Here is a 25,547-nt window from a genome sequence, read left to right on the forward strand (position 1 = left end):
GAACTTAAGACTTAATGAACACCACTGAACTGTACCAACAGTATAAAGAACAAACACAAAAAGCCGCCGACCTGCAATATGCCTCAGCTGTACTTGGCTGGGATCAGGAGGTTTATATGCCGCAGAAAGGGTTTGGCGCGCGCGGCCGTCAACTCGCTACATTAGCGACATTGGCACATGAAATGGTTACTTCTGGCACTTATGGTGATTTGCTGCGCGAATTATCGCAGCGAAATGATCTCAATGACGAACAGCAGAACAATATACGTCTGAGCCTGGAAGATTATGAGAAAAACGCTAAGCTGCCTACCGAATTTGTAGATAAAATCACGCAACAGACCAGTGCCAGCTATGACGCCTGGCTGCGTGCACGTAAGGAAAACGATTATAGCATTTACGCACCGGAGCTGGAGAAGATGATTGCGCTGAAAAAGCAACAGGCGGAGCTTTACGGATATAAAGAACATCCTTATGATGCATTGCTGGATGAATATGAGAAAGGCGCAACGGTATCATTGCTGGATGGTGTTTTTGAAAAAGTGAAAGCAGAATTGCCAGGTCTTCTGAAGAAGATTGCGAATGCACCTCAAGTAGATGCTTCGTTTTTTCATCAGGAGTTTCTCAAAGATGCCCAATGGAATTTTTCGCTCGATGTGCTGCGCCAGATGGGATACGATTTTGAAGCCGGCCGGCAGGATATTTCTGAACATCCGTTTACTACTTCTTTCGCTGCTACGGATGTGCGTGTGACTACGCGCGTGAATGAGCAAGATTATACGTCGTTGTTGTGGAGCAGTATTCATGAAGGCGGACATGCTTTGTACGAGCAGGGTTTGCCGGAATCTCAATACGGTCTGCCACTTGGCGCTGCAGCTTCATTAGCAGTCCATGAGTCGCAATCTCGTTTATGGGAAAACTGTGTAGGTCGTAGCCTTGATTTCTGGACGTTCTTTTATCCCAAGCTGAAAACTTATTTCCCGCAGCAGTTAGAAAAAACATCAGTGCAGGATTTTTATAAAGGAATGAATCAGGTGAAATCTTCGCTGATCCGCACCGAAGCAGATGAAATCACATACCATTTTCACGTATTGATCCGTTATGAAATAGAAAAAGCGCTGATTGGCGGAACGCTTTCGCCAAAGGATCTGAAAGAAACCTGGAACGATTATTACGAAAAATACCTGGGCGTTCGTCCGAACGATGATAAGCACGGTGTATTACAAGATGTTCATTGGTGTCACGGTAGCTTCGGCTATTTCCCGACTTATTCTCTGGGCAGTTTTTATGCTGCGCAATATTTTGGACAGGCTGCAAACGTGATTCCGTCTTTGCACGAAGAGATTAAAAACGGTGTGACTGGAAATCTGCTGCATTGGTTAAGGGAAAATATTCACCAATATGGCCGTCGTTATACTTCTGAAGAATTATGTAAAAAAGTGACCGGCAAGGGCCTCGATTTTTCTGTGTTTATGAATTACCTGCAACAAAAATACAGCGGCATTTATGCAATAGGATAATGACACAGCTTGTACATTATTACATCGAACCACTGGATACGGAAGAGTTGGTTTTTCTGCAAAAAAAAGAGCTGGAAGACCGGACTTCACTGTATAAAGTGGTTCGTATTTTATTATTGCTGTGCTTTGTGATTCCTTTTATCGTGGCCTGGTTCCGCGCAGCCGACGGAGCTTCAAATCCTTTCTCTTACCTTACTTATTTTGTAGGCGTTATTGCTTTGCTGTTGCTTTCAGGAATAGGTGTGTATGCGTCTTACCACAGCAATCTGCAACAGGTGCGCAGAGATATTGCTCACCGTACTAAAACTATCGAACAAACGCATATCGCCCGCAAACAATACATGCCGCAAAACAACACCTGGTATTTTTACCTTGATTCTCCCACACGTCTTAGCATTGAGGTCTCGCAGGATGATTATAACCGCTTTTCCGAGGGCGATGAATTGAATATTGAGTATACGACGTACTCAAAGCTGCACCTGGGGTATTTCTGACGAAGTCAAAATTCAAAAAGTGATATAAAAAGTTCTTTTCTCACAACGCTCACTATGACATGGTGGCTGATGGGAATAGGTACTGTGTGGAAAGTAGCCGCATGTATGTCTATAATGTCGACTAATTATTCGGTGTCCGCAATCAGAAGACAATGACACCTTGATTGAGCAATAGTCCTTCAAATTGGGCTTCGAACCGTCATCCTCCTACTTTTTTTATGCCAAAAAAAGTAGGCAAAAAAGGGCAGTCTAAGCCAGATCACTCCGTGGCTTAGACGGTCGCTCGATTGAGCTTCATTGCTACTGTGCTGCCCAGCTAAGGACCTTGAAATTGAACTCAATTTTAAATGTGTCATTGGCACGAAGGAGACAACTCACGAAATGAGTGTTCTTTTCTCGCAACGCTCATAACAGTGCAGCTTTTCTTTGTCATGCTGAGCGGAGACGAAGCATTGTGTTGTCGCTCTTCGTCTCCGCTCAGGGTGACAAATGAGCGCATTGCACCGTTGTGCCGCTGCGAGAGAATTTAGTTTTTGACATTAACAAGCCTACGCCAAAATTCCCGCAATCGTAGCGCTGAGATAAGACGCCAATGTTCCACAGAGCAAAGCTTTCAATCCAAGTTTGGCAAGATCAGCCCTGCGTTCGGGAGCTAGTGCGCCAATGCCACCAATCTGCATGCCGACGCTGCTGAAATTCGCGAAGCCGCAAATAGCAATTGAAATAATTAGCAGACCTTTTTCCGTAATGATCGGAACCGCGCGGCTGGTCATGCTTTTGAAAGCAACGAATTCATTAATAGTTAGTTTTTGTCCGAGCAATTTCGCGGCATTTTGCACGTCCTCGGTTGGAATACCCATTGCCCATGCAAAAGGGTAGAAGGCTTTTCCGAAAATAAAATCAAGACTTAAATCCAGATTCGGAGAGAAAATATGACCGATCTTCAGCAGTGACCAGTCGACCAATGCGATCAACGCAATAAAACCGATCAGCATGGCGATTACATTCATCGCAATTTTAAAACCATCGCCGGCGCCATGAGAAACCGCATCGATCACATTGGTATAAGGACTTTTTACTTCCAGCTTGACCGTGGCCATTGTTTCCGATTCCACCGTTTCCGGGAAAACAATTTTTGAAATGACCAATGCACCAGGAGCAGCCATCAGACTTGCCATGATCAATTTCGGACCAATGTCTAAACCTGCCTGAGCGCCCATGTTGGCATATACAACCAGAATACCTCCCGCAATACAAGCTAAACTGCCGCTCATGGATGCCAGTAGTTCGCTGCGTGTCATACCTTTCAAATAAGGCCGGATCATTACCTGCGCTTCCACTTGTCCCAGAAATGCGCTCGCCACATTGCTCAGCGCTTCTGCGCCACTTACACGCATCACAAAATTCATGGCACGTGCAATCACTGAGACCACGCGCTGCATGATGCCTATGTGATATAAAACTGCAACCAGTACACAGACCAGAATAATGGTAGATGTTACATTAAAGGCAAAAACGAAAGCGCCGGGTGTGGCATAGTTTACAGCTGTATTCCCATTGCCTATCGTAGCGATACCGCCGTATACGAAGTCCGCACCTTGTTTTGCAAAACCTTCCAGCTTCTGCATGCCTCTGCCGAGGAACTCAAAAAAACTGGCTACTGGTTTTACACGCAGGATCAGAATTGCAATAATTATCTGCAATGCAAGCCCGCTTGCTACCAAACGGAGATTGATACGTTTTTTATTATTGGAAAAAAGAAATGCAATGCCAAGGATCAGCACGATGCCAATAAGACCGGTAAAACGCTGCATGCAAATTGTTTAAATTGAAAATAATGAAAATAAAACAAGCCGGCAAAGATAACGGTGTCATGTCTAAGCTATTATTAAGTTTGTGAAAACAATTGGCTTCCGCTAATGCTCTAATGTGAGGGCTTCAAATTGGACTGCAGTGCCCTAATACGTGGAATTTGGCAAATGCGTTTTACGCGCATTCAGTTTACAAACAAAAAATCAGACATCCGCAATTTTTGGTTTTGACTTTTTACTTTTGACTTTTCTAAGTTATGCCCGTAATCCGTTTTAAAACTTCCGCGATACTTGTTGCCATTTTCGCCTTTACAGAATTGCTTTTGCTGAGTTTGTTCTATAACAAATTTCCTGCTCATATTCCGGCGCACCCTGTTCATTTTAATGGTACGAAACCGAATGATTATGATGAGAAAGTTTACGCTGCTATTTCATCTGTTGTTGATGCTGTAATGACGGCAATTCCTTTGCTGGTTTTATTTGTGCGGAGAGGGAAGCTATCGCCGGGCGCTATTATTCTGCTCAATTTATTCATCATATTAATAGGTCTGAGCAACCTGGCATCATTGTTCAAAATAATTATGCTTGGCCTTGGAACGGATCTCTATAAAACAGGATGGGTGCCGTTTTTGATCGAAAAAGGAGCAATAGGTGCAGGTGCAATTTTAATTTTTCTGCTGCTCCGGGCGATGGGACAGAGGAATGTGAAGTAATGTGTTTGAATGCGGATAATGTGACGGCACTTCGACGCCGCTCAGGGGGACCTTATTTATGAACAGCTCATGTTATTACTCGCAGGCGGAGCGGAGTTGAAGCCTTTACGTTTTTGGATTTTGACTTTTAAATCAGCGATTTTTCTGACCATTCTAAACCTTCTGGCAGATTAGCGTTGCTAAACTCAATATGGATCACACGCCGGCGCATTGCGTTGGTCGTTCTGCTGGAGGCATGCATCAATAATGGTTTCATGATCATAATGCCACCTTGTTTTACACAACAGGTTGTTTCTTTTTCTTCTTTCAGGTTAATGGTTTCCGGGCGGTAAATTCCTTTTAGATGTGATGCCGGCAATACACGCAATGCGCCGTTCTGCTCATTAGTATCATCCAGGTGAATACGGATCGTGAAATTTTTCTCCAGAATATTTAAAGGAGGCTGCACGGCAAACTGATTTTGTTTGACCGTCCACGGGCCAAAACCTTCGATATTGATCCGTTTAGCTACCGAAATCGTAAGATCTTGGTGATAGGCGACGAACCAGTTGGAGTTGGCCGGTTTATCGAAATAGATAGATTTTGCAATTAAATAATCGTCGCCGAAATTTTCCCTGATAATGCGGTGAAGGCAGTCATTGAATAATAAGGGCATTAGCTCAGGTATCTCTTTTATTACTTGTCTGATGGCAAAAAGATCATTGGTTTTGCGGAACGTCGCATCCGGGCGGTTTGCTTGATTGGCCAACATGTTTTTCAGCGCCGTTATTTCATCTTCTGAATAAATATTTTCCGCCACAGCAAAGCCCAGTTGATCAATATTCTTTTGCAAATCAGTCGTCATGCATCAAAAGTAAACGATAAAATCGGCTTAACTTCGCGCCCTATATGATCCGGATAGGGAAAATCGTTGCCGCGCACGGCTTACAGGGAAATGTGATAATCAACCATATAGTTGGCAAATCCGACTGGCTGAAAAAAGATGATGTTTTGTTTGTGGAGCTGAACAAAGGAAGCTTTATTCCTTATTTTGTTACAGGTGCTAAAGCCGCTAATGAAGAGGAATACATCGTAGGTGTAGAAGATGTTGATTCTGTGGAAGCTGCTAAAAAGCTCGTGGGCAAGCAAGTGTATGTGAAAGATGATATTTTGTCGGATCATAGCGAAGACTCTCCGTTAATGTGGATTGGCTTTAAGCTGGTGGATAAAACCAAAGGCGGCATAGGCGAAATTAAGGATGTAGTGAGTACTGGTGCTCAATGGCTTGCCACTTTGGATTACGAAGGCCGTGAAGTGTTGATTCCACTCATTGACCAGCTGATTTTGGACGTAAATACCCGTAATAAGTATATTCGGATGGATTTGCCGGAAGGGCTTTTAGATATTTAGGCATTGACAGTTGGCAACTTACGACTGACAACTCACAACTTACAACTCACAAAAACATGCGTATAGATATTATTACAGTGGTGCCGGACCTTTTGACGAGCCCGTTTAGCCATTCTATCATGAAACGAGCCCAGTCCAGAGGATTGCTGGAAGTGCATACGCACAATCTGCGTGATCATACACCGTACAAGCAAGGGCAAGTAGATGATTATCAGTTTGGTGGCGGGGCCGGAATGGTGATGATGCCTGAGCCATTGGCTATTTTGCTGGATAAGCTGAAAGAAGAGCGAAATTATGATGAGGTAATCTATATGACGCCAGACGGCGAGCGTTTCGAACAGAAAATAGCTAATCGTTTATCTATCAAAGAAAATCTGATTATTATCTGCGGCCATTATAAAGGAATTGACGAACGGATTAGAGAACATTATGTAACCAAAGAAATTTCCATAGGTGATTATGTGCTAAGTGGGGGAGAATTGGCTGCTGCTGTGGTTGTTGATGCAATTGGCCGGCTGATTCCCGGTGTTTTGAACGATGAAACTTCCGCTTTATTTGACTCTTTTCAGGACGGATTGCTGGCTCCGCCTGTGTATACCCGCCCTGCAGATTTCAGAGGCTGGAAAGTGCCTGAAATATTGCTTTGTGGCGATCCTAAAAAGATTGACGTATGGCGTCATGAAGAGGCGCTGAAACGAACCGCGGAGCGTCGCCCGGAATTACTGGAAGATCATGAAGAATAATTTCTAAGAAAATTTTGTATTCCTGAAAACTCTTCTTACTTTTGCTCTCCCAAAATCAAGGAATATGGACGCTTTAGTATTTGTACATGAGCAACTGACCGGGAAAAAAGAATTTCCGAAGTTTAAAGCCGGTGATAACGTAACCGTTAACTATAAAATCGTTGAAGGTAATAAAGAACGTATCCAGTCTTTCAAAGGCGACGTGATCAAACGTCAGGGTCGTAATTTTACCCAGACTTTTACAGTTCGTAAAATCTCCGACGGCGTGGGTGTTGAACGTGTGTTCCCACTGTACTCTCCTAACATCGAATCGATCACTGTTCACAAAACAGGTCGTGTACGTCGTGCTAAACTTTACTACCTGCGTAGCCGCAGCGGTAAGAGCGCTCGTATCAAAGAAAAGAAACAAATTATCGAGAAGAAAGCAAAAGCGGTTCAAGCTTAATTTCTTTCTCCAACATATTTGGAAGCCCACGTTATTACGTGGGCTTTTCTTGCATGTGCCATGTACAGTGCCTTATCGTTGAAATCCCATCTTTAAAGGGAATCTTTGCGCGAGCGATCGCACCTGTCTAATACTAATTAACCATCAAAAAACAGCACGAATAATTGCGTAAACATGGATTTACGAAACACCACCGGCCTAAGGAAACGTAGGCGTTAAAAAATGAAATGCATACAGCGTCCGCAATTATGATGGTGATGGGAACAACACAGATCAATTATAGATTGGCCAGGAAGGGGTATAAAGTAGCATAGTAAGCTTTAATAATTGCAGCGAAATGCCTTTTCATTTTAGCCGTAGTTTCCTTCAGCCTTGAACTTTTGGTTACTTTTGCTTCAAGGCAAAAGTGACAGAAAACACTACTGTAAAATTGATTTAGCGGAAATTTTTAATGCCGTTTTTTGAGGTTCAATTTGCATAACAGGCTCGCCTAACCTAGATCGTGATCCCAAATCAAAACATAAATATTTTCAAAAACAAAAAGTGCCTCGAATTTTCGAGACACCCTTTGCGTTAGAATTTAATATAATTGAATAATGAATAAACCCGCGCTGAGACACCCTTGAGTGATGGGGTTACAGAATCATATTCATTGCTTTTCTCGGTGCTTTCAGCCAGTTGATGTGCTGCAGATTGAGTGAGAACACAATGCTTTTTCCGAAACGTTTGTCGCCATAAATGCTTTTGAGATAATCGGAGAAATCTTTACTCATCACCAACGGTATATAAACCGAAACCATATCTGCAAACGGCAGATAGACTTCTACGCCACCGTCAAACAAATATTTATTGCCGCTAGGGTTTTGCAGAGAGGCATTAGCAAAAGTGCCCATGTCGGCAAACAAACGGATCGGCAATTTACCCAAAGGAAGATCTGTTTTCAGATTTAAGCTGGCCAGCCAGTTATCGCTACGGCCAATAATCGGATTCTGGAAACTTGTAGGAATCTTAAATCCGCCTTCACGGATTGAAATCTGGCGACCGCCGAAACCATCTCTTTCTGAACGGCCCTCGTAGGTGTCGTCGTAGAGGTAGTCATTCGCGCCGGTAAATGTACTATTGAGGTAATAACGCGAAGCAGCATACTCATCGTTGCTAATGGCAAAGAATTTACCGAAATAACCACGGACGTACAGCGATTTGTTTTTCTTATTGTAGTCGATACGCAGGTTCCCTTCCAGATTTATTTTTACAAAATCAGCGCCCACTTGCCCTTCAATACTATAATTGAAAGGGTTGATGGTGCGGCGGTTTTCGTGTTTATAACGCAAAAGACCGTAGTATTTCATCTGATTTTTTACGGAAGGTTTATACAAACTATCTGTCGGGTCCATTTTATAATCAAAATAATCTTCGCTGATCGCATAACCTTTTAAGGTCAGTGTGCGAACCACCGGACTCAACGCGTTTTTCTCCCTAAAAATAAAATTGAGCGATGGCGCTACCTTGATGTAGCGGGAATACAGCGGGTCGGGGATGTTTTGTTCTGTTTCATTATAGTGAAAGCTTTTTGCATCCGCCTGCAGGATAATTTCCTTGAAAGTAGCTTTCGGGAACCAGGAATAAGCTGCAGTGCCCGTTCCTGTAAAAGATTTAGAACCGAATGCATACATCGGCGCTACAGCAAATTTGAAACGTTTATCAGGCCATCCGAGGTTATGGAAAAGCAGGCCCAGCTGGAAATGATCATATTCATTATAGCCTAAAGCAGGCAGCAGATAAACTCTTTCTTTATAATCGAGGTTAATGCCTGAACCCAAACCAAATTGCACACCAGAACGGTGCATTAACCCACGACGGCGGTATTCACTATTAGTCAGATTAAGTTCCGGAATCTCTTTGCTTACATCAATGTGCGTCCAGCCAGATGCGCTTGGAGGCAATGCAAGCTGCGTTTTGCCGCGAAAAGGTGCAGACCATGTACTGGCGATCAAACTATCGTGCGTATAAGCATTAATCCTTACCGGGGCAGTGATATCCGATTTGTTTGTAACCGTAACGACAGTGGAATCACCGGCGCGTTCCACATGATTGATTTTATAATCGAAAGGTTGTTTGGTGATCATTGCTTCATCGAAAAACCAATTGATCGGTTTGGTGCTGTGTTTTTCAAATATGGCCCGGAAATCTTCGGGGTAGGGATGCTTGAATTGCCATTGGTTGAAATAATCCTGCATCGCCGCATTGAAAGAATCCCTGCCCATATATTGTTCCAGCCAGGAAAGCAGAAGTGCATTTTTAAAATAAACATCGCCACCATAATTCTGACGTGTGTATTCAGGCGCAGAAAGATTAGAAGGCTGATCGGTGCGATTGGCTACAGATTCATAATACACCAGATTTTCCATCACATCGTTTTTCTTGTTCTCCTTCCGCGACTCTACATCGCGGGAAATGTCTCCTGATGTCTTGCGCTCGTAGTAAGAGTTGATGCCTTCATCCATCCAGGGATGATCTCTTTCATTGGTGGCGAGCATACCGTAAAACCAATTGTGGCCCACTTCATGCACTAATACCGACGATAAGAAATAAGTGGCATTGCGGTCTATGAGTGTTACCGTAGGGTATTCCATTCCGCCACCGGCAAGCATATCGCCTTCTGCAGCTTTTACTGTTTTGTACGGATATGGACCTACATAAGTATTATAATGGCGAAGGGTAGATTTGAGATTGTCCGTTCCTTTCATCCATTGTTCGCGATGTATCGGCAGAAAAGCTGTGTAGGCTGTGATTGCATTAGAGCTGCCCGGAAGGGTGACGGTATCTTTTCGCACTATGAAGCGCATATCTGCAAACCAGGCGAAGTCGTGGATATTGTCTTCGTGGAAATGAATGGTTTTGGAAACATCAGATGATTTTGGCCATGATTTGCGATAAAGTGTATCGCTTGGAAACGGTACTTTACTGAGACTGTCGAGCCAGTTGATCTCTGATTCATCGGTATAATTACCTGTTGCCATGACCACATAATTTTTCGGTAGCGTAATGCTCACGTCATAGCTGCCGAAATTGCTGTAGAATTCGCCCTGGTCGAGATAAGGGATCGGGTGCCAGCCTTTCTGATCATATACTGCCGGTTTCGGGAACCATTGAGAAATATAGTAGGCATGACCTGTATGGCCCATGCGGGAAAACACTTTCGGGATTTTTACACGAAACGGTGTGGTCACTTTTATTTGTCCGCCGGGAGGCAATGGTTGCAACAGGTCAATGCGGGCGACATCCGGCACATTTGGTTCGCTATAATAATCAGCTTCCCGGCCATCGATGAGAAAGGTCAGACTATCGATATAACCACGATCTTTTGGTTTGGCGAAATAAAAAGCAGTCTGTCCGTTTGTTACTTGTTGTTCGGAAAACGCTGTGCGATCATTCTTATAAGCATTTGGCCAAAGATGGATGTACAGATATTTGATTGTATCCGGTGAGTGGTTGATATAAGTAAATTCCTCGTAGCCGTGCAGAAAATGCTTTTTATCATCCAGCCGTACATCGATGCGGGTATTCACTTCCTGTTGCCAATACGTAGATTGTGCATTAGCAGTAATGGAGCCAAGTATAATGAAGTAGAGTAGCAGCCTGAGATTCATATGTTGTGTGTTGGGAAGTTGGTGATTTGTAAAGCCTAGGAATGTTTGAGTTTTTGTTGGATTTGGTTCATTATGTCACCGGCCATTCTATTTACAATATCCGTTTGTTCAGATTCTGTTAGTTTTTGATGATAACCTTTTCTGGTAAAAATTACTTCGTTACCACCCAACCTAAAAGTCTTTATAATATAATCATACTCCGAGAAAATAAAAAAGACCGCTTGAAATACGTCAAACGGGTCAAATCCATTTTTCTTGAAGGTCATAAATGACAATTGAATCAGTAGTGTTTTATTTGAATTTAGTATTAAATAAGCTGCTTCACTTTGATTGAATTGCCTGTCGGGTATCGAAATGTCGAAACTACTTTTTAGAAAAAGAGCAGCAATTTCTTCCAAGTTTCCTTCTAGCATTTTTTTTAAGGGACGGGCAACATCGTTGATGATTGAATTAATTGCTGGGACACTAATTTTCTCTGTTATTTCTTCTTTGTGATCCAATTCTGCTTTCAAAACCTTTAATTGTTTTTTCCAGTCGTCAGCTTCCTCAATCTCTTCACCCTTAGCACTGCGAATTGCTAAATCTAAACTCCAAATTAATTGCTCCGCGATATAATCGAGAAACGTATCAAGGTTCCCCGAATCAGCGGCACGCAATGCTCTTAAGTAATTCGCTTTATCTACAGATTTAATTACAACCGGAGGAAGATCGTTTTTATAAAAGACATAGTTCATCAACAGTCGAGAAACACGTCCATTACCATCGGCAAAAGGATGGATTCGAACAAAACGATGATGAAACGCAGCCGCCAACACAACGGCAGGTAGTTCTCCTTTTTCTTCTTCATCGCGAAACCAGGTGACTAAATCGGACATGAGCATTGGAGTTTCTTGAGGCGATGCGAAGGGAATTTCCCCTCCGTTTTCCAATGTTACTCCATTTGGCTGCCGTTTATATTCGCCAGGAATGATTCTCACTCTTGTTGGCTGCCCTTCTGCAGTCTTTGCTTCTTTCCAGAAGGGTTCTACTAAAAGGATTTCATTCAAATCGCGAATTGTGGATTCCGTCAGAGTACGCTCTTTGTCTAGAGCGAGTTCTCTTGTTTGTTTTAGTGCAGCCTCGCTAGCTTTCATTTCAGCTAAATCGCGATAGCTATGTTTGCCAGATACTTCACCAAAAAGTAAAAGCAATTTAGTCTCTCCGTAAGTGAGTGTGTTGCCCTCGATATGATTGGAGTTGTAGTTAAATTCGAGGCTGATTTTTTTATTAAACCGGTCTTCATTTTCCGGACTCATTGGCAGCAATGCTTCCAGCTCTTTTCTTTTCCGATCTATGGTCTCTAATAGCGATACATTCATTCCCTGAAGAATTTACATGAAAGTACACATTTTATGATTTTGCTTGTTGCCTAACAAGCAAAATATCAATGTATATGCTTCGGCAATTATTTCTTTAAACCCAGATCGCTCGCTCTTTTCCCGCACTTTCGCACGCATAGTACCCTCGTTGCCTCTTTTAGACCGGACTCCCTCGCTTTTAGTGGAAATGTTCCCACTCCGAGTGGCAATGTTTCCTCTTTTAGCAGGAACTTTTCCTCTTTTAGCCCGGACGTTTGTGCCCGGAGCAGAAAATTTGCCTCTTTTAGAGGGAATGTTTGTGCTAAAAGAGGGAAACTTTCTTCTTTTAGAGGAAAGATCGCGGCTAAAAGAGGAAAATTCGACTTGTTGAACGAGGGAGATCCTATTTCCAAACAAAAAGGCCGCCCTAAAAAGGGCAGCCTGAGCATACAGAAAGTTTGTAAAATTGCTGCTTTACGCTTTCTGCAAATATTTATCGCGCAGCTTCTGGATGTTAGCCGCATTCATGCCGAGTTCTTCAGACATAAACTTGTCTACCGAACCATATTTCTTTGTGATGGCATCGAATGTTGCCTGCAGGTAGTTGGCTTTCGCACTGGCCATGTCTTTGGCCACTTGCTCAGAAATATGCATTTGTTGTGCCATTCCTTGCGTCATCTTTTCATTTTCCTGTGCACGGTAGTAGTTGGTGGCTTCGTAATCCTGCATGATAGTGCTGAACGGTACGCCTAAAGCATACAGGAACAAAGCCGCGCCGATACCTGTGCGATCTTTACCGGCAGTGCAGTGAAACAACAGCGCTGATGAATCGGGGAGTGCCAGCAGTTTCTGGAAAAAAGGTCTGTATCGATCTGTAAACGCATCGGTCTGCGAGTAGAAAGTCTGCATCAGCGAATCGCCGGATTTTACAGTGCTCAGTGATTTCATCCAATCGAGCGTGTGTTCGCTACCAGCCGGACAAAGAATATAATCTGAATTTGGCAGCAGGCGGTCTTCTGCAATCGCTGATTCCTGTGTGCCGCGGAAATCTATTACGGTTTTAATCTGACGTTTGCTAAATACCATCATGTCTGCATCGGTGAGATGGTTGATGGCTGCGGAGCGATACACGCGACTCCATTTTACCATATGGCCGTCTTGTGTTTTGTAACCGCCAAGGTCGCGGAAATTGATGGCGCCCTGGAGTTTTACCTTGCGTTGGCTGCTGTCGGCTATCTGCGCCATAGAAGCAAAAGGAATGCACAACGCGAATGCGATGATTAGTTTTTTCATTATAGTTGATTAGATTTTTGAGAAAGTTGAATTTTTAGGAAGTCAAACGTTAAAAACGTCAATGCTCGTGCTGTTATACAATATTTCCCGCAAAGACGCATAAGAGACAAAGACGCCAAGCCCTCAGTTGTCAACTGTCCATTGTCCATTGTCAATTGTCAATTGTTCGTTGTCTGCTTCGACTCCGCTCAGCATGACATTGTGGTTGCATGAGCGAGCTTTAAGCGTTATGCCTTCCGCTTTGAGCTTTTGACTTTTGAATTTTTACTTAATAATGTCCCATTTCAAACCGGCCTGGCCTCTTTGCGAGTACCATTCTACCTGTGTCGGGCGGTTTGGATCGCCGAGATAATACTTGAGTGGCTGATTGGTGAGATTGTTTATTTCTACGAATACGCGGAGTCGTTTGTTGATATTCACCGTTGCAGAAGCATCGAGCGTAAAGTTATTGTCAGCCCATGTGTAGAGATTTGGACCGAGTTGTGTGCTGAGTGTTTCAATGCTGCGACCGCGGAAGTTTCCGGCGAGGCGAACCATCACGCCTTTACGTTCGTAGAACAGAATTGCGTTGAAGAGACTTCTGGATTGATTCGGTAAGGCGGTTTTATCTGTAACCGTTGAATAGGTTTTATCCGCATTCAGCACCAGTCGGTTTACTTCTGTCTGCGAATGGCAGTAGGTATAGTTGAACTCTACGCCAAATCCGCTCCAGAAGCCTTTCAGGAAATCGAAACGTTTATTGATGCCTGCTTCGAAACCGAACAGTGTTGCGTGGTCTAAATTCTTAGGTTGTGTTACTAAATAGTCCGTGCCATCGATCGTTGCATAAGATTTATCCGTGAAGATCACATTGCTCAGATCTTTGTAGAATACACCACCGGAAAACAGACCGATGTTTTTGAAATAATATTCACCCATCAGATCGAAATTGTTGGAGAATGTCGGTTTTAACTGGGAGTTACCGATCGTAATCGTTGGGATTGAAGTAGTCAGATCGGTTGACTGACCAGGGTTCAGATCTGCGAAGTTCGGACGAACGAATGTGCGTGTGTAAGCCGCACGGAGATTGGCGTTGTCGTTGATACTGTATTTGAAATGAACCATCGGCAGCAACGCATTGTAGTTGTTTGTTGTGGTAATTGGCGTTACCGTTGTTACTGTTGTTGCCGGATTGGTTGAATTATCCTTTACGGTTGAAACCTGTGAGCTGTTCAGCGTTGTAGCTGTGTATTCATCGCGCAGACCGCCAATGATTTTTAATTTATCCGTTGCCTGGAATTCGCCCATTACATAGGCAGAAGTTACATTTTCATGGCCGTTGTAGATCAACGCAGCATTAGTTGCGGGAGAAACATCGCGGAAGCCATTTTTGCGCAGTGTCGCCGTATCAAACAGATTAAACAACTGATCTTTGGTCAGCGGATTCATGATCACATCATTGTAGGGATTGCCGATTTCGCTGAAGAATGTATTTGGGTGCGGGAATGAAGTTGTATTCAGATCGCTCAGCATAATCGGATCGCCGCCTACTTTAGCATACACCGTAGAAGCGATGTTGATACCTTCTCTGCTTTTCGTCCGGAATTTACCGCCAGCTTTCAGCGTCAGTTTCGGGCTCACCGTGTATTTGAAATTCATCTGCGCTACACGATCTTCCTCTTTGTTGTCCAGCTGCGTCAGCACTAATTGTTGCAATGACAGCTTGGTTGGGTCCATCACTTCCGATGGGTTATTGAGATGTGCGGCAATGTGCATTGGATCATCACCTACGCCATCTGGTGCATCGTAGCTGATGTATTTCCGTCCGTCGCTGGAACGCCCGCCGAAGCCACCGGGAACTGACTGGCGGAAAGTAGCGATGGGTAAGCCTTTGGTATCGTTGGTCGGAGGCGTCGTGAGATAATAACTGGAACAAAAATCAGAAACTGACCAATCCATTTTCAGTCTTGAAGCCAGTTGATGTTCACCGCCTAGTTCGCCGCCAAACAGTTTTGTCTGGTAGTAAGAATAGCGATAGTTGTATTGATAACGGTTGTTGTTGAAGTCGAAATAAGATTCATACACCGGGCGGATATCGTTGAATTTATCCCAGAGACCGCGTACAAAAATTTTATTCGCAGCGTTAAATTTATACTCTACAGCGGCATTCGTACCATACGTCTGACGTTCGCCCATATAGCGCTTCATCAGTAAAGAGTTGATCGATTTCTGCTGAACAGGATCTGCGAGATTGGTATTGTAGGTCACCTCATAAGAATCCGTTCCCCATTGGCGATCCCAGATGGCACCGGAAACAATTACACCCAGCTTGCCTTTGAGAAAACGGTCGCCATAAACGAAAGATCCGTTGTAGGTGCCGTTTTTAGAGAAATTATTATAACCCGCTGCAGCGCTGACGTTGAAGATTCTTTTTTCAGGAGCGGTACGTGTGATGAAGTTGATAGCACCGCCAATTGCGTCGCTTTCCATATCCGGCGTCACCGCTTTTACTACTTGCACGTACTGAATCATTTCAGAAGGAACCGCATCCAATACCGAAGCACGGGAGCCCGTTACGTTCGCACTTGGTAAGTGTGTGCCATTGAGCAGGGTAGAAGTCCAGGCAAAAGGCGTACCACGTACGGTAGCCTGATCGGCCTCGCCATGATAGCGGGAAACAGCAACACCTTGCATTCGTTGCACCGCTTCAGCAGCGTTACGATCCGGCAGTTTACCGACGGCATCTGCAGCGATTACATCCATGATAGCGTTGGAATTTTTCTTGATACTCATCGCTTTCATCTGCGAAGGTGCCATCGTTCCTTTTACTACCACATCTGCGAGCGTACCTTCAGCCGGCGCCAGTTCAATTACGCCCAGTTCATTGATACCTTTCTTTACATCCAGCTCTATTTCTTTTGATGCGTAACCCGAATAGGTAACAGTCACCGTCATCTTTCCGGTGTGCTGCGCGTTCAGTGTAAAACCACCGTTGAGATCGCTGACAGTACCGTTCGTAGTTTTAGAAATGACAATAGTAGCACTTGGCAGGGAACCATCTTTACTGGTTACCGTACCCTTGATGACCTGACTGTTGGCTGTTATTGCCAATCCGCTGGCAAATGCGGAAAGCAATAGTTTACGTGTTTGAAGTTTAGTAAAGCGCTGGATGCTCATAAACAAGTTTTTTGCAAAACTGCTATCGCTTCCGGACCTCTGCGACCGCCTCCGCCGACTCATACCTGTACGCGTTCTGTTGGATTAATTGCTACCAGGTCGTTTTGATAATCAGCTTTTTAGCTTCGTTAAGTAAATATTATCAAAACTCCGTTGCTACGTTTATTACCCTGAAAAAGCAATGTTGAAACTGCTGCTGCTTTCAGTTGTTTGCTGCTTGGTTTTGAGAAATTCGGTCGGCGTGCGTCCTGTATATTTTTTAAAGTAGAGATTGAAGGAAGATTTTGATTTAAAGCCAGCTTCCATTGCCAGCGCTAAAATGTTTGGAATGATTTCCTGACGGCGGCATTTGTCCAGGGCTGCAATAATTTCCTGTACCCGAAATTCATTCACAAACTGATAAAAGGTTTTGTGCTCAAATTGATTGAGTGCTTCCGAAAGATGATGACGGCTGATGTTTACCGAAGCGGAGAGTTTTTCCAAAGTCAGTTCATCGTCCTTGTACAGTTTTTTCTCCTGCATTTGCCGGCGCAGCTTCTGCATGATATTTGCCTGCTGGGTTTCAGTAAGAATGGATTTGCGTTCGCATTGCACAGCGGTTTCAGAAATTTCGTGGGCAGCTTCCGTTTCTGCTGTCATGGCGATCGCTACAGGGGCTGGCTGTAATTGCCGTAGCGAATACATAGTTTCAGGTTCGGTTTCTGCTTTCGGTTCATCGGCAATGATTAGTTCAGATTGAAGGGTAATCCTGTATTTAAAAATGAGCAGGGTAATGCCCAGCAAGGCTGCGTAGGCAATAGAACGCACAATGATATTGACATGATCTGGTGTGAGCGAGAAAGCTTCGCCCATTCTGGCATTGACAAATGGCAGGAAAGGAAATATCGTCATCAGGGCACAGATGCGGTAGATAAGCCTGCGTTCGGCTTCCCAGAAATTGGAAATTCTTTTAGCATTATAAAGTGCTGCTAAAGGAAAGATGATATTATTAATAGTGATCGTCCAGATGGTGGTATTGTTGTAGGCGGCAATTGCCTGGTGCGGTACCTTATTCGTAACAACGATATACAATACGATACTGAGATAACTAATACCTGCCAGCAGTGCGGGAATAAAAACATACCAATGTTTGAACGGTATATAACGGTCGTCTTTTAGTTTCTTCGAAAACATCCACAACAGCGGACCGTAAGCGAACCCGATAAAAGTGGTGAGACTGTGACGGATTTCTTCACATTGTACCACCGTAAAGATGAGAAACTTGATAGACAAGTGTACGAAGATGCAGATGGTCAGCCAGAGCAGCAGAATGTCGGCAGCGCGTTTCTGTTTACTGGCACGGATAATACCGAGGGCAATCATCGATTGGAATACTCCGATGGCTATTATGTAGTTCATTACGGCGCTAAAATATAGACCGACTATTACCTTATCGTTAAGAAGCTTACTCTAACTCATCCGAAGGACGAGAACTTCCAGCGTGCGTATTTCACCCCATCCCTGAAGGGAGTCTTATCGCGAGAAATTGCCTCGTATTATTTACAATTTATAACGTACAACTTAAAACCCCATCCCTGACGGGGGGCTTAGCGCTGAAATTGCCTTCGGGTACAACGGCCTGCTATCATTGACAACTTATAACGTACAACTTACGGCTTACAACTTACAACCTACCGCTTACAACTTAAAACAGCTTGATACTTATAAAAAAAGAAGCTGCCCGAAGGCAGCTTCTACAGAAGGCGTATGTAAAATTGCCGCTTTACCTTACTTCCTTCTGTAGGTACTAGGTGTTTATAGTGCTACAAGAAATGTATGAGGTGTAAAAGTAGGGGGGTAGTGTTACTTGGGGATTAAGAAAAGGTTACCAATAAATGCTCAAGGTTCAAAACCTAAAGCTTAAAGCCAAAAGCCAAAAGCAGAAAGCCTTTCCGTGATAATTTAATAAGAAGCACATTGTTAAAAACGAAAGCGCCTTCATTGTTTTAATGCGATGAAGGCGCCAGGAACATCAGATGTTTATTGTGATGGTTTGTAGAGACGTAGCATGCTACATCTCTACCGAAGCCGGTGTGCCGAAATGTAAACATCAGATGTTTGTTATTGTTTTAGAGACGTAACATGTTACGTCTCTAAAACAATAAGGGCAGTTTTAAGCTTTAGGCTTTAAGCGTCAAGCTTTTCCAAGCCATTCATCCGTAAAATGCCGATCACCCTTTTCCTGTGAAAATTTTTGTTGATTGTAGTCTCTTGATTTATTTCTTGGAATGGAAAGACTTTGCCATTCTTCGCCTTTACAGATCTTGCCGATGTAAACGATTTGTCCCACATGGTAACTATAGTGCGCAATCTGTCTGTTGATCGCTTCCATTACACTATGCCCTTCGTTGCGGATATAAATCATACGGTCGAGGTCGTCGTCGGTAATACTGGCTAGGGCATCGAATAGGCATTTCCAACCTTCTTCCCATTTCTGCAATAGTTCTGTACGTCCTTTCAGATCGTTGTCAAATTCTGCATCACGTTCCCGCCATTCCTTTTCACCGTCTTCTGTCAGAAAATTTGTCCAGCGGCTGAGCATATTGCCCCACATGTGTTTCACAATAATGGCAACACTGTTAGAATCGGCATTTGGCATCCAGAAGAGCTGTTCATCCGAAATCTGCGCCATTGCTTTATCTGCAAGTGTTTTATAATAAAGGAATTGTCTGTTGGCACTTTTTAAATAACCGTTCATGTCAGTGGTTAGATTTTAGAAGTTAGGCGTTCGCTGAAGATTGGCGAATGCTGTTACAAGGTACAAATTATTGGTCTGCATCTGTGGTTGCGAAATCGCTAAAAGTATCCAGACAGCGTCTTTTTCGCCTCGGCGGCTTCCAATTTTATTGCTTGAAATTTAAAGATTTATCCAAACGAAATTCGAATTTTTCAGAAGTGGATACCGCCCAATTAGCTCTAGCTTCACCACTTATTTCAATTTTTCAGGTATGAAAAAACTATTCCTAATTGGTTTCATTGCATTTGGCACCCTATTATGCAATAAACAAGCATCCGGACAAACCATCAGCACTTTTGCAGGCGGTTTTGGCTCGGGGTCGGCAGGTACTTCGACAAATCTTGCCATGGTTCCTAATGCTATTGCTGTCGATACCGCCGGTAATATGTATGTCATCGACGGTATTTATACGAGCAACTGTGTTCGAAAGATTGCTCCCGACGGAACGAGTACCGTTATAGCCGGTGCAATTGCGCAGGGATTTAGCGGTGATGGCGGTCCGTCTGCACTCGCACAGCTCAATAACCCCACTTCGTTGGCGGTGGATATTCATGGCAATGTGTATATCGCTGATTACAGCAATAACAGAATACGCAAGATTACAGCTTCGACAGGTATTATCAGTACGGTGGCGGGTACTGGTGTTTCCGGCTTTAACGGCGATGGTGGCCGTGCCGACACTTCTAAGTTATCTGCTCCCATTAGCATAGCTGTAGATACCGCGGGTAATTTATACATAGCAGACTGGGGTAACTACAGAATTCGTAAAATCTCAGCGGCGACTGGTTTTATTTCGACAGTTGCCGGCGGAAACGGATCAGGTACTACCGGTGATGGAGGGCAAGCTACACTGGCTAAGCTTTATGCACCAAAAGGTCTTGCCGTAGATGCTGCAGGACAGATATATGTAGGCGACAACAACAAGGTGCGCAAAATTGGTACAAATGGTGTCATTAATACGATAGCGGGTACCGGAACTGGTGGTTACAGCGGTGACAACGGATTAGCAACAAATGCTAAAATCAGCTTTAATCAGAACTACCAAAATATCGCGTTAGATGCGGCGGGTAATATTTATTTACCGGACTATACGAACTTCAGGGTGCGTAGAGTTGATGCTGTGACGGATACTATTACAACGTTTGCGGGTAACGGAGCATCCGGTTTTGCTGGTGACAACGGCCCGGCGGTAAATGCGCAACTTGGCTCGGTATATGCGGTGGCAATGGATCCTGTCGGTAACTTATATGTAGCCGACATGGGCAATGACAGAATTCGTAAAGTCACAGCGGGTACGGGTATTATTACCACCGTTGGTGGTAACGGTGTTGTCAGTTTTGGCGGTGACGGAGGTGCAGCTGCAGGTGCGCAGTTTGGTAACAGCATTCAAGGCGTAGCCGCCGATGTAGCTGGTAACGTTTATATTTCCGACGGCGCTAATTACCGCGTTCGTAAGGTTACGGCGGCAACCGGTATTATAGCTACGTTTGCCGGAAACGGTACTTCTGGTTCTGCAGGTGACAACGGTCCTGCAACAAGCGCGAATCTCAATGCTTTGGGTGGCCTGGCAACGGATGCAGCGGGTAATGTATATATCGCTGATAGATCCAATCACAAAATCCGTAAAGTAAATGCGGCAGGTACAATCACAACAATCGCCGGCAACGGTTCTGCTGCAATGGCGGGTGATAATGGCGCTGCTACAAGTGCGTCTTTAAACTATCCGGCAGCAGTAGCATTAGATGCAGCCGGTAACTTGTATATCGCTGATGCCAGCAATAACAGAGTTCGTAAAGTTGATGCTTCAGGAATAATTACCACGTTTGCCGGTACAGGTAGCACGGCTTATAACGGCGACACATTGGCGCCGACGGCAACAAATTTGTATAATCCTGCGGGACTTGCCATAGACGCAGCGGGTAATGTTTATATCTCTGAATCCAGTAATAACAGAGTCCGTAAAATCACTCCGGCCGGCGTTGTCAGTACTGTAGCGGGCATCGGTACAGCTGGTTATTTCGGTGACGGCGGACCGGCAATCAGCGCTAAAGTCAGTGCGCCTAAAGGTTTGGCATTAGATGGCTTTGGTAACTTATACATCGCTGATTATACCAATAATGTTATTCGCAAACTAACTATGTCTACAGGTATTATTACTACTGTAGCAGGTATTAATTCAGCAGGCTTTGCCGGTGACGGCGGCCCGGCAACCAGTGCTAAGTTGAATAGCCCGATTGCTGTAGCGATCGATACTGCAGGTCATTTATACGTAGCCGATCTTAATAATCGCAGAATCCGTGTGTTTAATGTTGCTACAGCAATTGTGCCGGCTATCAGTATTGCTACTACGCAAAATCCTGTCTGCGCAGGGTCTTCAATAACATTTACAGCTACCGACGCTCACGGTGGAACAGCTCCTTCTTACCAATGGAAAGTCAACGGCGTAAATTTCGGAACCAGTATTAATACTTTCAGCTACACGCCTGCAAACAACGATACCGTTACTTGTGTGTTTACCAGCAATGATCCGAATGCCATGCCTGCGACAGTAAACAGCAACAAGGTAGTTGTCAGCGTTACTGCACTTGCTACACCGACAGTGAGCATTGCAGCAGCTCAGACCAGCGTATGTGTGGGAACCCAGGAGACAATCACTGCTACACCCACAAATGGTGGTACAGCTCCGGTTTATCAGTGGACAAAAAATGGCGTGAATGTTGGTACGGGTATAGCTACTTACACTTATACGCCTGCCAACAATGATGTAATCGCTTGTATACTTACCAGCAACGCGGTTTGTCTGACAACAAGTAATGCTACCAGCAATAATGACACAATTCATACAGTCACTTCCGTAACGCCTGCTGTCAGCATCACAGCGTCTCAAAATGGTATTTGTTCCGGTACTTCGGTAGTATTTACTGCAGTTCCGGCAAATGGTGGCACCGCTCCGGGATATCAGTGGACAAAAAATGGTGCTAACGTAGGTACTGGCACCGCTACATACGCCTACGTACCTGCCGCTGGTGATGTAATTGCCTGTATACTTACCAGCAACGTGACTTGTGCAACTACGCCAACAGCAACCAGCAATAATGATACAATGAACGTAACAACAACTGTTACGCCTGCAGTGAGCATTAACGGACAAAACAATATTTGCTCGGGTACTTTGGTAACCTATACTGCAACAGCAACAAATGGTGGTACTACTCCTGCTTACCAATGGACAGTAGGTGGTACTAACGTTGGTACCAACAATGATACATTCAGCTATGTGCCTGCAAACGGTGACATAGTAACCTGTACACTTATCAGCAATGTTGCTTGTGCAAGTCAGGATACAGTCAGCGGTAACAGCATTACAATGGTCGCTAATCCGCCAGTTACACCATCAGTAGCGATCACTGGTTATACAGGATCTCTGCTGGCTCCCGGCCAGGCAGTAACGTTTACAGCTGCCGCAGCGAATGCAGGTTCTAATCCGCAATATCAATGGCGCAAAAACAGCCTTGCTATAAGTGGTGCTACGCAGTCTTCTTACACTGCTATAGCTGGTGTTAATGTTGTGGATGGCGATATTATCAGCGTTTGGATGAAAAATACAGATGCTTGCGGTGATAGCGCTACCAACGTTGCTCCGGTTGTAGCAATAAGTTCGGCGGTTAATAATGTAAATGCCGGCGACGCTTCATTTGGTTTGTATCCGAATCCGAATGATGGCAACTTCATGGTAAAAGGTATGCTGGTTGATAAAGCACAGCGCACCGTTACATTGGAAGTATTTAATGCAATTGGTCAAAGAATCTATCGCGAAGATGCAGCTGTTGTAAACGGAAGCATTGAGTATACAGTTGTACTGCCAAAAGCACTGCCAGCAGGTAATTACTTCTTAAGATTGAATGCTGACGGAAACAATAACACCATCAGATTCTCCATCTCAGAAAAATAAGATTGGTTTAGTTTCATAAAATGATGAAGCCGTCTCGAAGGAGACGGCTTCATCATTTTAAAAATTTAGAATAAAGTTGGATAATGAGCATAACTGCCAATTGTCAACTGTCCATTATCAACTGCTCTTCGTTATTTCCATTAATCGTTTCGGAAACTTCGGTTCTGTAAATCCGAACTGTTCATACAATCCATGTGCATCCATTGTAGCCAACATGATTCGGCGGAGATGCTTTACCCAGTCCAGTTCCAGAATAAATTGCATCATTTTTTTACTCAGCCCCTGACCACGGTGCGCTTCTTTTACAAACACATCCGCCAGATAGGCAAATACAGCATAGTCCGTAACCAGTCGTGCATAGCCAATCTGTTCACCGTCCTTCAGAATGCCAATCGTAAAAGAGTTGTCAAACGCTGTTTTTACTGTTTCATAAGGAACATGCTGTGCCCAATAAGATTCATTCGCCAGCCATTCATGAATTTGCTCCGGCTTCATAAGCGATTTGTCGGTAGTGATGAGGTATCCGTTGTATTCAAGTGTTTGAGGTATCATAAGCAGCAATTTTCAAGGCAAATGTAGGGGTGAATGGTCAATCGTCAATTGTGAGTGGTCAGTTGTGAGTTACTCGTGTTTACCCCCACTTATAAATTTTCGTAAAACACAAACGCTTTTTCCACCTTTCCTGCTTGATTTAATTGCAGTACCTCTGCCGACGTTTTGCCAGTGGCTGTATTGGTATAGTAAATAACCAGACCATTGATGCCAGTCAAAACTTTAATTAGCCGGAAGTGCAGGTCAGGAATACGTTTCAGCGCTTGCGACCAGTAACTGTGCACCGCAGCTTTTCCTGAAACAATACCATTGCTTTCCGGAACGATCTTCATAGCCATTGGCGTAGACAAAATAAAATCGTCTGTATAGTGCGATAACACAGCCTCAATGTCATGCGCGTTCCATGCCGCAATCCATTCTTGTGCGAAATTGTTGTAGTCGATCATGATTTGGTGAATGGTTAATGGTTAATGGTTAATGGTTAATCGTGAATGGTCAATACTCCCTACTTTCTGTTGTCACCCTCTGAGCCGAGATGAACGGCGGCAATTCTAAAGATGAGCATTGACCACTTACGCGTCCGCGATCGAAATGGTAAAACATGGATATTGACCCATTGACCATTCACCATTCACGCTTAAAGAACGTAATTCCATCCATGACTATCCTTATCAATTCCTTTACGTACACGGTACAGCGCGTCACGGAGCTGATACATCATAGCATCGTCGCCAATATAACATTGATACTGTTTGTCGCCGATTGCCAGTGTTTCAATCGGAGCAATGACAGCCGCAGTGCCCGCACCAAAAGCCTCTACACGCTTGCCCGCTTCAAAAGCGTCCTGCAGTTCTTTCCAGCTTACCTGGCGTTCTTCCGTTTTTACACCGTTTTCTTTTGCCATTGTCAACAAAGAATCACGCGTTACGCCATCCAGAATAGTACCCGAAAGAGCAGGTGTAATCAGCGTTCCATCGATGTAAAACATGATATTCATCGTGCCCGATTCTTCAATCAGTTGGTGCGTTTTGGCATCCGTCCACAAAATCTGATCATAACCTTCTTCTTTCGCTTTCTGAAACGGATAGAACGAGGCGCCGTAGTTACCGCCGCATTTTGCTGCGCCAGTGCCGCCTTCCGCCGCGCGTACATATTTCGTTTCCACTTTTACCGTCAGCGGTTTAGAGTAGTAAGCATAAGCCGGCGTGGCGCAAATCATAAAAATATATTCGTCAGAAACCTTCACGCCAAGGCGGGCTTCCGAAGCAATCATAAACGGGCGGAGATACAGCGAACCATCATCTTCCTGCGGAATCCAGTCGGTTTCCAGTTGCACAAACTGATGCAGCGCTTCCATAAACAAAGCTTTCGGCACCTTCGGCATGCACATGCGTTCCAGCGATTGGCAAAAGCGGTTGTAATGTTTCTCCGGACGGAAAATATTAATCTTGCCATCGGCCATATAAAAAGCCTTCATCCCTTCAAAAACTGTTTGCCCATAATGCAGCGAAAGCGTCAGCGGACTCAGCACCAGATTCTCAAACGGAACAATACGCGGCGATTGCCACTCACCATTTGCGTATTCCGTGATAAACATGTGCTCCGTAGGTTGCAGGCCAAAAGGCACCGAACGTGTGTCTGCTACTTTCCTTTCTTTTTGTGGAGAAACTGCAATGTTGTATTCCATAAATTGGAGGTTTTATGATGAAAAATCTATTT

18 protein-coding genes are annotated in these 25,547 nt (G+C 44.2%); 7 read left to right on the forward strand and 11 right to left on the reverse strand.

The genetic code is table 11. The features are described from left to right. The first annotated feature begins 14 nt into the window (after positions 1-14). Complete coding sequence (locus tag DN068_RS21015; RefSeq protein ID WP_111000923.1) at positions 15-1,517, forward strand: carboxypeptidase M32; 1,503 nt, start codon at positions 15-17, stop codon at positions 1,515-1,517. Further along, positions 1,517-2,011: a hypothetical protein gene (locus tag DN068_RS21020; protein ID WP_111000924.1), complete on the forward strand. Its 495-nt coding sequence runs from the start codon at positions 1,517-1,519 to the stop codon at positions 2,009-2,011. The genes DN068_RS21015 and DN068_RS21020 overlap by 1 nt, the downstream gene beginning before the upstream one ends. 548 nt (positions 2,012-2,559) lie before the next feature. On the opposite strand, the gene DN068_RS21025 is transcribed toward DN068_RS21020, so the two are convergent. After that, positions 2,560-3,825: a NupC/NupG family nucleoside CNT transporter gene (locus tag DN068_RS21025; protein ID WP_111000925.1), complete on the reverse strand. Its 1,266-nt coding sequence runs from the start codon at positions 3,823-3,825 to the stop codon at positions 2,560-2,562. Between the two features lie 254 nt (positions 3,826-4,079). Here DN068_RS21025 and DN068_RS21030 point away from each other — a divergent pair, with 254 nt between their 5' ends. Next, positions 4,080-4,535 (forward strand): hypothetical protein, encoded by a 456-nt coding sequence (locus DN068_RS21030; protein ID WP_111000926.1) that lies wholly within the window; start codon positions 4,080-4,082, stop codon positions 4,533-4,535. A 127-nt stretch (positions 4,536-4,662) separates the two neighbouring features. Here DN068_RS21030 and DN068_RS21035 read toward each other — a convergent pair whose 3' ends face one another. Further along, positions 4,663-5,379, reverse strand: coding sequence for a phytanoyl-CoA dioxygenase family protein (locus DN068_RS21035; RefSeq protein ID WP_111000927.1), 717 nt, complete (start codon positions 5,377-5,379; stop codon positions 4,663-4,665). A gap of 44 nt (positions 5,380-5,423) precedes the next feature. On the opposite strand from DN068_RS21035, the gene rimM reads away from it, so the two are divergent. From rimM to rplS, 3 genes are all read left to right on the forward strand, one after another. Further along, positions 5,424-5,924: a ribosome maturation factor RimM gene (gene rimM / locus DN068_RS21040; RefSeq protein ID WP_111000928.1), complete on the forward strand. Its 501-nt coding sequence runs from the start codon at positions 5,424-5,426 to the stop codon at positions 5,922-5,924. A 56-nt stretch (positions 5,925-5,980) separates the two neighbouring features. Beyond that, complete coding sequence (gene trmD, locus DN068_RS21045; protein ID WP_111000929.1) at positions 5,981-6,667, forward strand: tRNA (guanosine(37)-N1)-methyltransferase TrmD; 687 nt, start codon at positions 5,981-5,983, stop codon at positions 6,665-6,667. A gap of 64 nt (positions 6,668-6,731) precedes the next feature. Next, positions 6,732-7,112: a 50S ribosomal protein L19 gene (gene rplS / locus DN068_RS21050; protein ID WP_111000930.1), complete on the forward strand. Its 381-nt coding sequence runs from the start codon at positions 6,732-6,734 to the stop codon at positions 7,110-7,112. A 635-nt stretch (positions 7,113-7,747) separates the two neighbouring features. Here rplS and DN068_RS21055 read toward each other — a convergent pair. The 6 genes from DN068_RS21055 to DN068_RS21085 form a co-directional block, all read right to left on the reverse strand. Continuing rightward, a complete protein-coding gene (locus DN068_RS21055; protein WP_111000931.1) occupies positions 7,748-10,762 on the reverse strand; it encodes a M1 family metallopeptidase in 3,015 nt (1,004 codons plus the stop codon). 35 nt (positions 10,763-10,797) lie between these two features. Then, positions 10,798-12,120, reverse strand: a complete 1,323-nt coding sequence (locus DN068_RS21060) for a Fic family protein (RefSeq protein ID WP_111000932.1) — start codon at positions 12,118-12,120, stop codon at positions 10,798-10,800. 453 nt (positions 12,121-12,573) lie between these two features. Continuing rightward, entirely contained in the window at positions 12,574-13,392 is an 819-nt protein-coding gene (locus tag DN068_RS21070) for a tyrosine-protein phosphatase (protein ID WP_111000934.1), read from the reverse strand. A 264-nt stretch (positions 13,393-13,656) separates the two neighbouring features. Further along, positions 13,657-16,548 carry a TonB-dependent receptor gene (locus DN068_RS21075; RefSeq protein WP_165836478.1) on the reverse strand — a complete coding sequence of 964 codons (2,892 nt, stop codon included), beginning with the start codon at positions 16,546-16,548 and terminating at the stop codon, positions 13,657-13,659. Between the two features lie 165 nt (positions 16,549-16,713). Beyond that, complete coding sequence (locus DN068_RS21080; protein WP_111000936.1) at positions 16,714-17,946, reverse strand: helix-turn-helix domain-containing protein; 1,233 nt, start codon at positions 17,944-17,946, stop codon at positions 16,714-16,716. Positions 17,947-18,721: 775 nt separating this feature from the next. Continuing rightward, complete coding sequence (locus DN068_RS21085) at positions 18,722-19,285, reverse strand: DUF1572 family protein (protein ID WP_111000937.1); 564 nt, start codon at positions 19,283-19,285, stop codon at positions 18,722-18,724. Between the two features lie 250 nt (positions 19,286-19,535). Between DN068_RS21085 and DN068_RS21095 the strand changes: the two genes are divergently transcribed. Further along, positions 19,536-23,276 carry an NHL domain-containing protein gene (locus DN068_RS21095; protein ID WP_111000939.1) on the forward strand — a complete coding sequence of 1,247 codons (3,741 nt, stop codon included), beginning with the start codon at positions 19,536-19,538 and terminating at the stop codon, positions 23,274-23,276. A 117-nt stretch (positions 23,277-23,393) separates the two neighbouring features. Here DN068_RS21095 and DN068_RS21100 read toward each other — a convergent pair whose 3' ends face one another. From DN068_RS21100 to DN068_RS21110, 3 genes are all read right to left on the reverse strand, one after another. Continuing rightward, complete coding sequence (locus tag DN068_RS21100; protein ID WP_111000940.1) at positions 23,394-23,828, reverse strand: GNAT family N-acetyltransferase; 435 nt, start codon at positions 23,826-23,828, stop codon at positions 23,394-23,396. Between the two features lie 89 nt (positions 23,829-23,917). Continuing rightward, a complete protein-coding gene (locus DN068_RS21105) occupies positions 23,918-24,274 on the reverse strand; it encodes a nuclear transport factor 2 family protein (protein ID WP_111000941.1) in 357 nt (118 codons plus the stop codon). Positions 24,275-24,465: 191 nt separating this feature from the next. Continuing rightward, the gene (locus DN068_RS21110) at positions 24,466-25,515 is read right to left on the reverse strand and encodes a branched-chain amino acid aminotransferase (protein WP_111000942.1); all 1,050 of its coding nucleotides are present in this window, start codon (positions 25,513-25,515) and stop codon (positions 24,466-24,468) included. Positions 25,516-25,547 lie beyond the last annotated feature (32 nt).

This window comes from Taibaiella soli, from assembly GCF_003236175.1.
Taxonomy (GTDB): domain Bacteria; phylum Bacteroidota; class Bacteroidia; order Chitinophagales; family Chitinophagaceae; genus QKTW01.

Excerpts from the sequence above, each read along its gene's own strand:
- DN068_RS21080 (WP_111000936.1), bottom strand. The coding sequence starts at position 17,946 with ATGAACTACATAATAGCCATCGGAGTATTCCAATCGATGATTGCCCTC.
- rplS (WP_111000930.1), top strand. The coding sequence starts at position 6,732 with ATGGACGCTTTAGTATTTGTACATGAGCAACTGACCGGGAAAAAAGAA.
- rimM (WP_111000928.1), top strand. The coding sequence starts at position 5,424 with ATGATCCGGATAGGGAAAATCGTTGCCGCGCACGGCTTACAGGGAAAT.
- DN068_RS21015 (WP_111000923.1), top strand. The coding sequence starts at position 15 with ATGAACACCACTGAACTGTACCAACAGTATAAAGAACAAACACAAAAA.
- DN068_RS21070 (WP_111000934.1), bottom strand. The coding sequence starts at position 13,392 with ATGAAAAAACTAATCATCGCATTCGCGTTGTGCATTCCTTTTGCTTCT.
- DN068_RS21035 (WP_111000927.1), bottom strand. The coding sequence starts at position 5,379 with ATGACGACTGATTTGCAAAAGAATATTGATCAACTGGGCTTTGCTGTG.
- DN068_RS21105 (WP_111000941.1), bottom strand. The coding sequence starts at position 24,274 with ATGATCGACTACAACAATTTCGCACAAGAATGGATTGCGGCATGGAAC.
- DN068_RS21085 (WP_111000937.1), bottom strand. The coding sequence starts at position 19,285 with ATGAACGGTTATTTAAAAAGTGCCAACAGACAATTCCTTTATTATAAA.
- DN068_RS21095 (WP_111000939.1), top strand. The coding sequence starts at position 19,536 with ATGAAAAAACTATTCCTAATTGGTTTCATTGCATTTGGCACCCTATTA.
- DN068_RS21055 (WP_111000931.1), bottom strand. The coding sequence starts at position 10,762 with ATGAATCTCAGGCTGCTACTCTACTTCATTATACTTGGCTCCATTACT.
- DN068_RS21025 (WP_111000925.1), bottom strand. The coding sequence starts at position 3,825 with ATGCAGCGTTTTACCGGTCTTATTGGCATCGTGCTGATCCTTGGCATT.
- DN068_RS21075 (WP_165836478.1), bottom strand. The coding sequence starts at position 16,548 with ATGAGCATCCAGCGCTTTACTAAACTTCAAACACGTAAACTATTGCTT.
- trmD (WP_111000929.1), top strand. The coding sequence starts at position 5,981 with ATGCGTATAGATATTATTACAGTGGTGCCGGACCTTTTGACGAGCCCG.
- DN068_RS21110 (WP_111000942.1), bottom strand. The coding sequence starts at position 25,515 with ATGGAATACAACATTGCAGTTTCTCCACAAAAAGAAAGGAAAGTAGCA.
- DN068_RS21060 (WP_111000932.1), bottom strand. The coding sequence starts at position 12,120 with ATGAATGTATCGCTATTAGAGACCATAGATCGGAAAAGAAAAGAGCTG.
- DN068_RS21030 (WP_111000926.1), top strand. The coding sequence starts at position 4,080 with ATGCCCGTAATCCGTTTTAAAACTTCCGCGATACTTGTTGCCATTTTC.
- DN068_RS21100 (WP_111000940.1), bottom strand. The coding sequence starts at position 23,828 with ATGATACCTCAAACACTTGAATACAACGGATACCTCATCACTACCGAC.
- DN068_RS21020 (WP_111000924.1), top strand. The coding sequence starts at position 1,517 with ATGACACAGCTTGTACATTATTACATCGAACCACTGGATACGGAAGAG.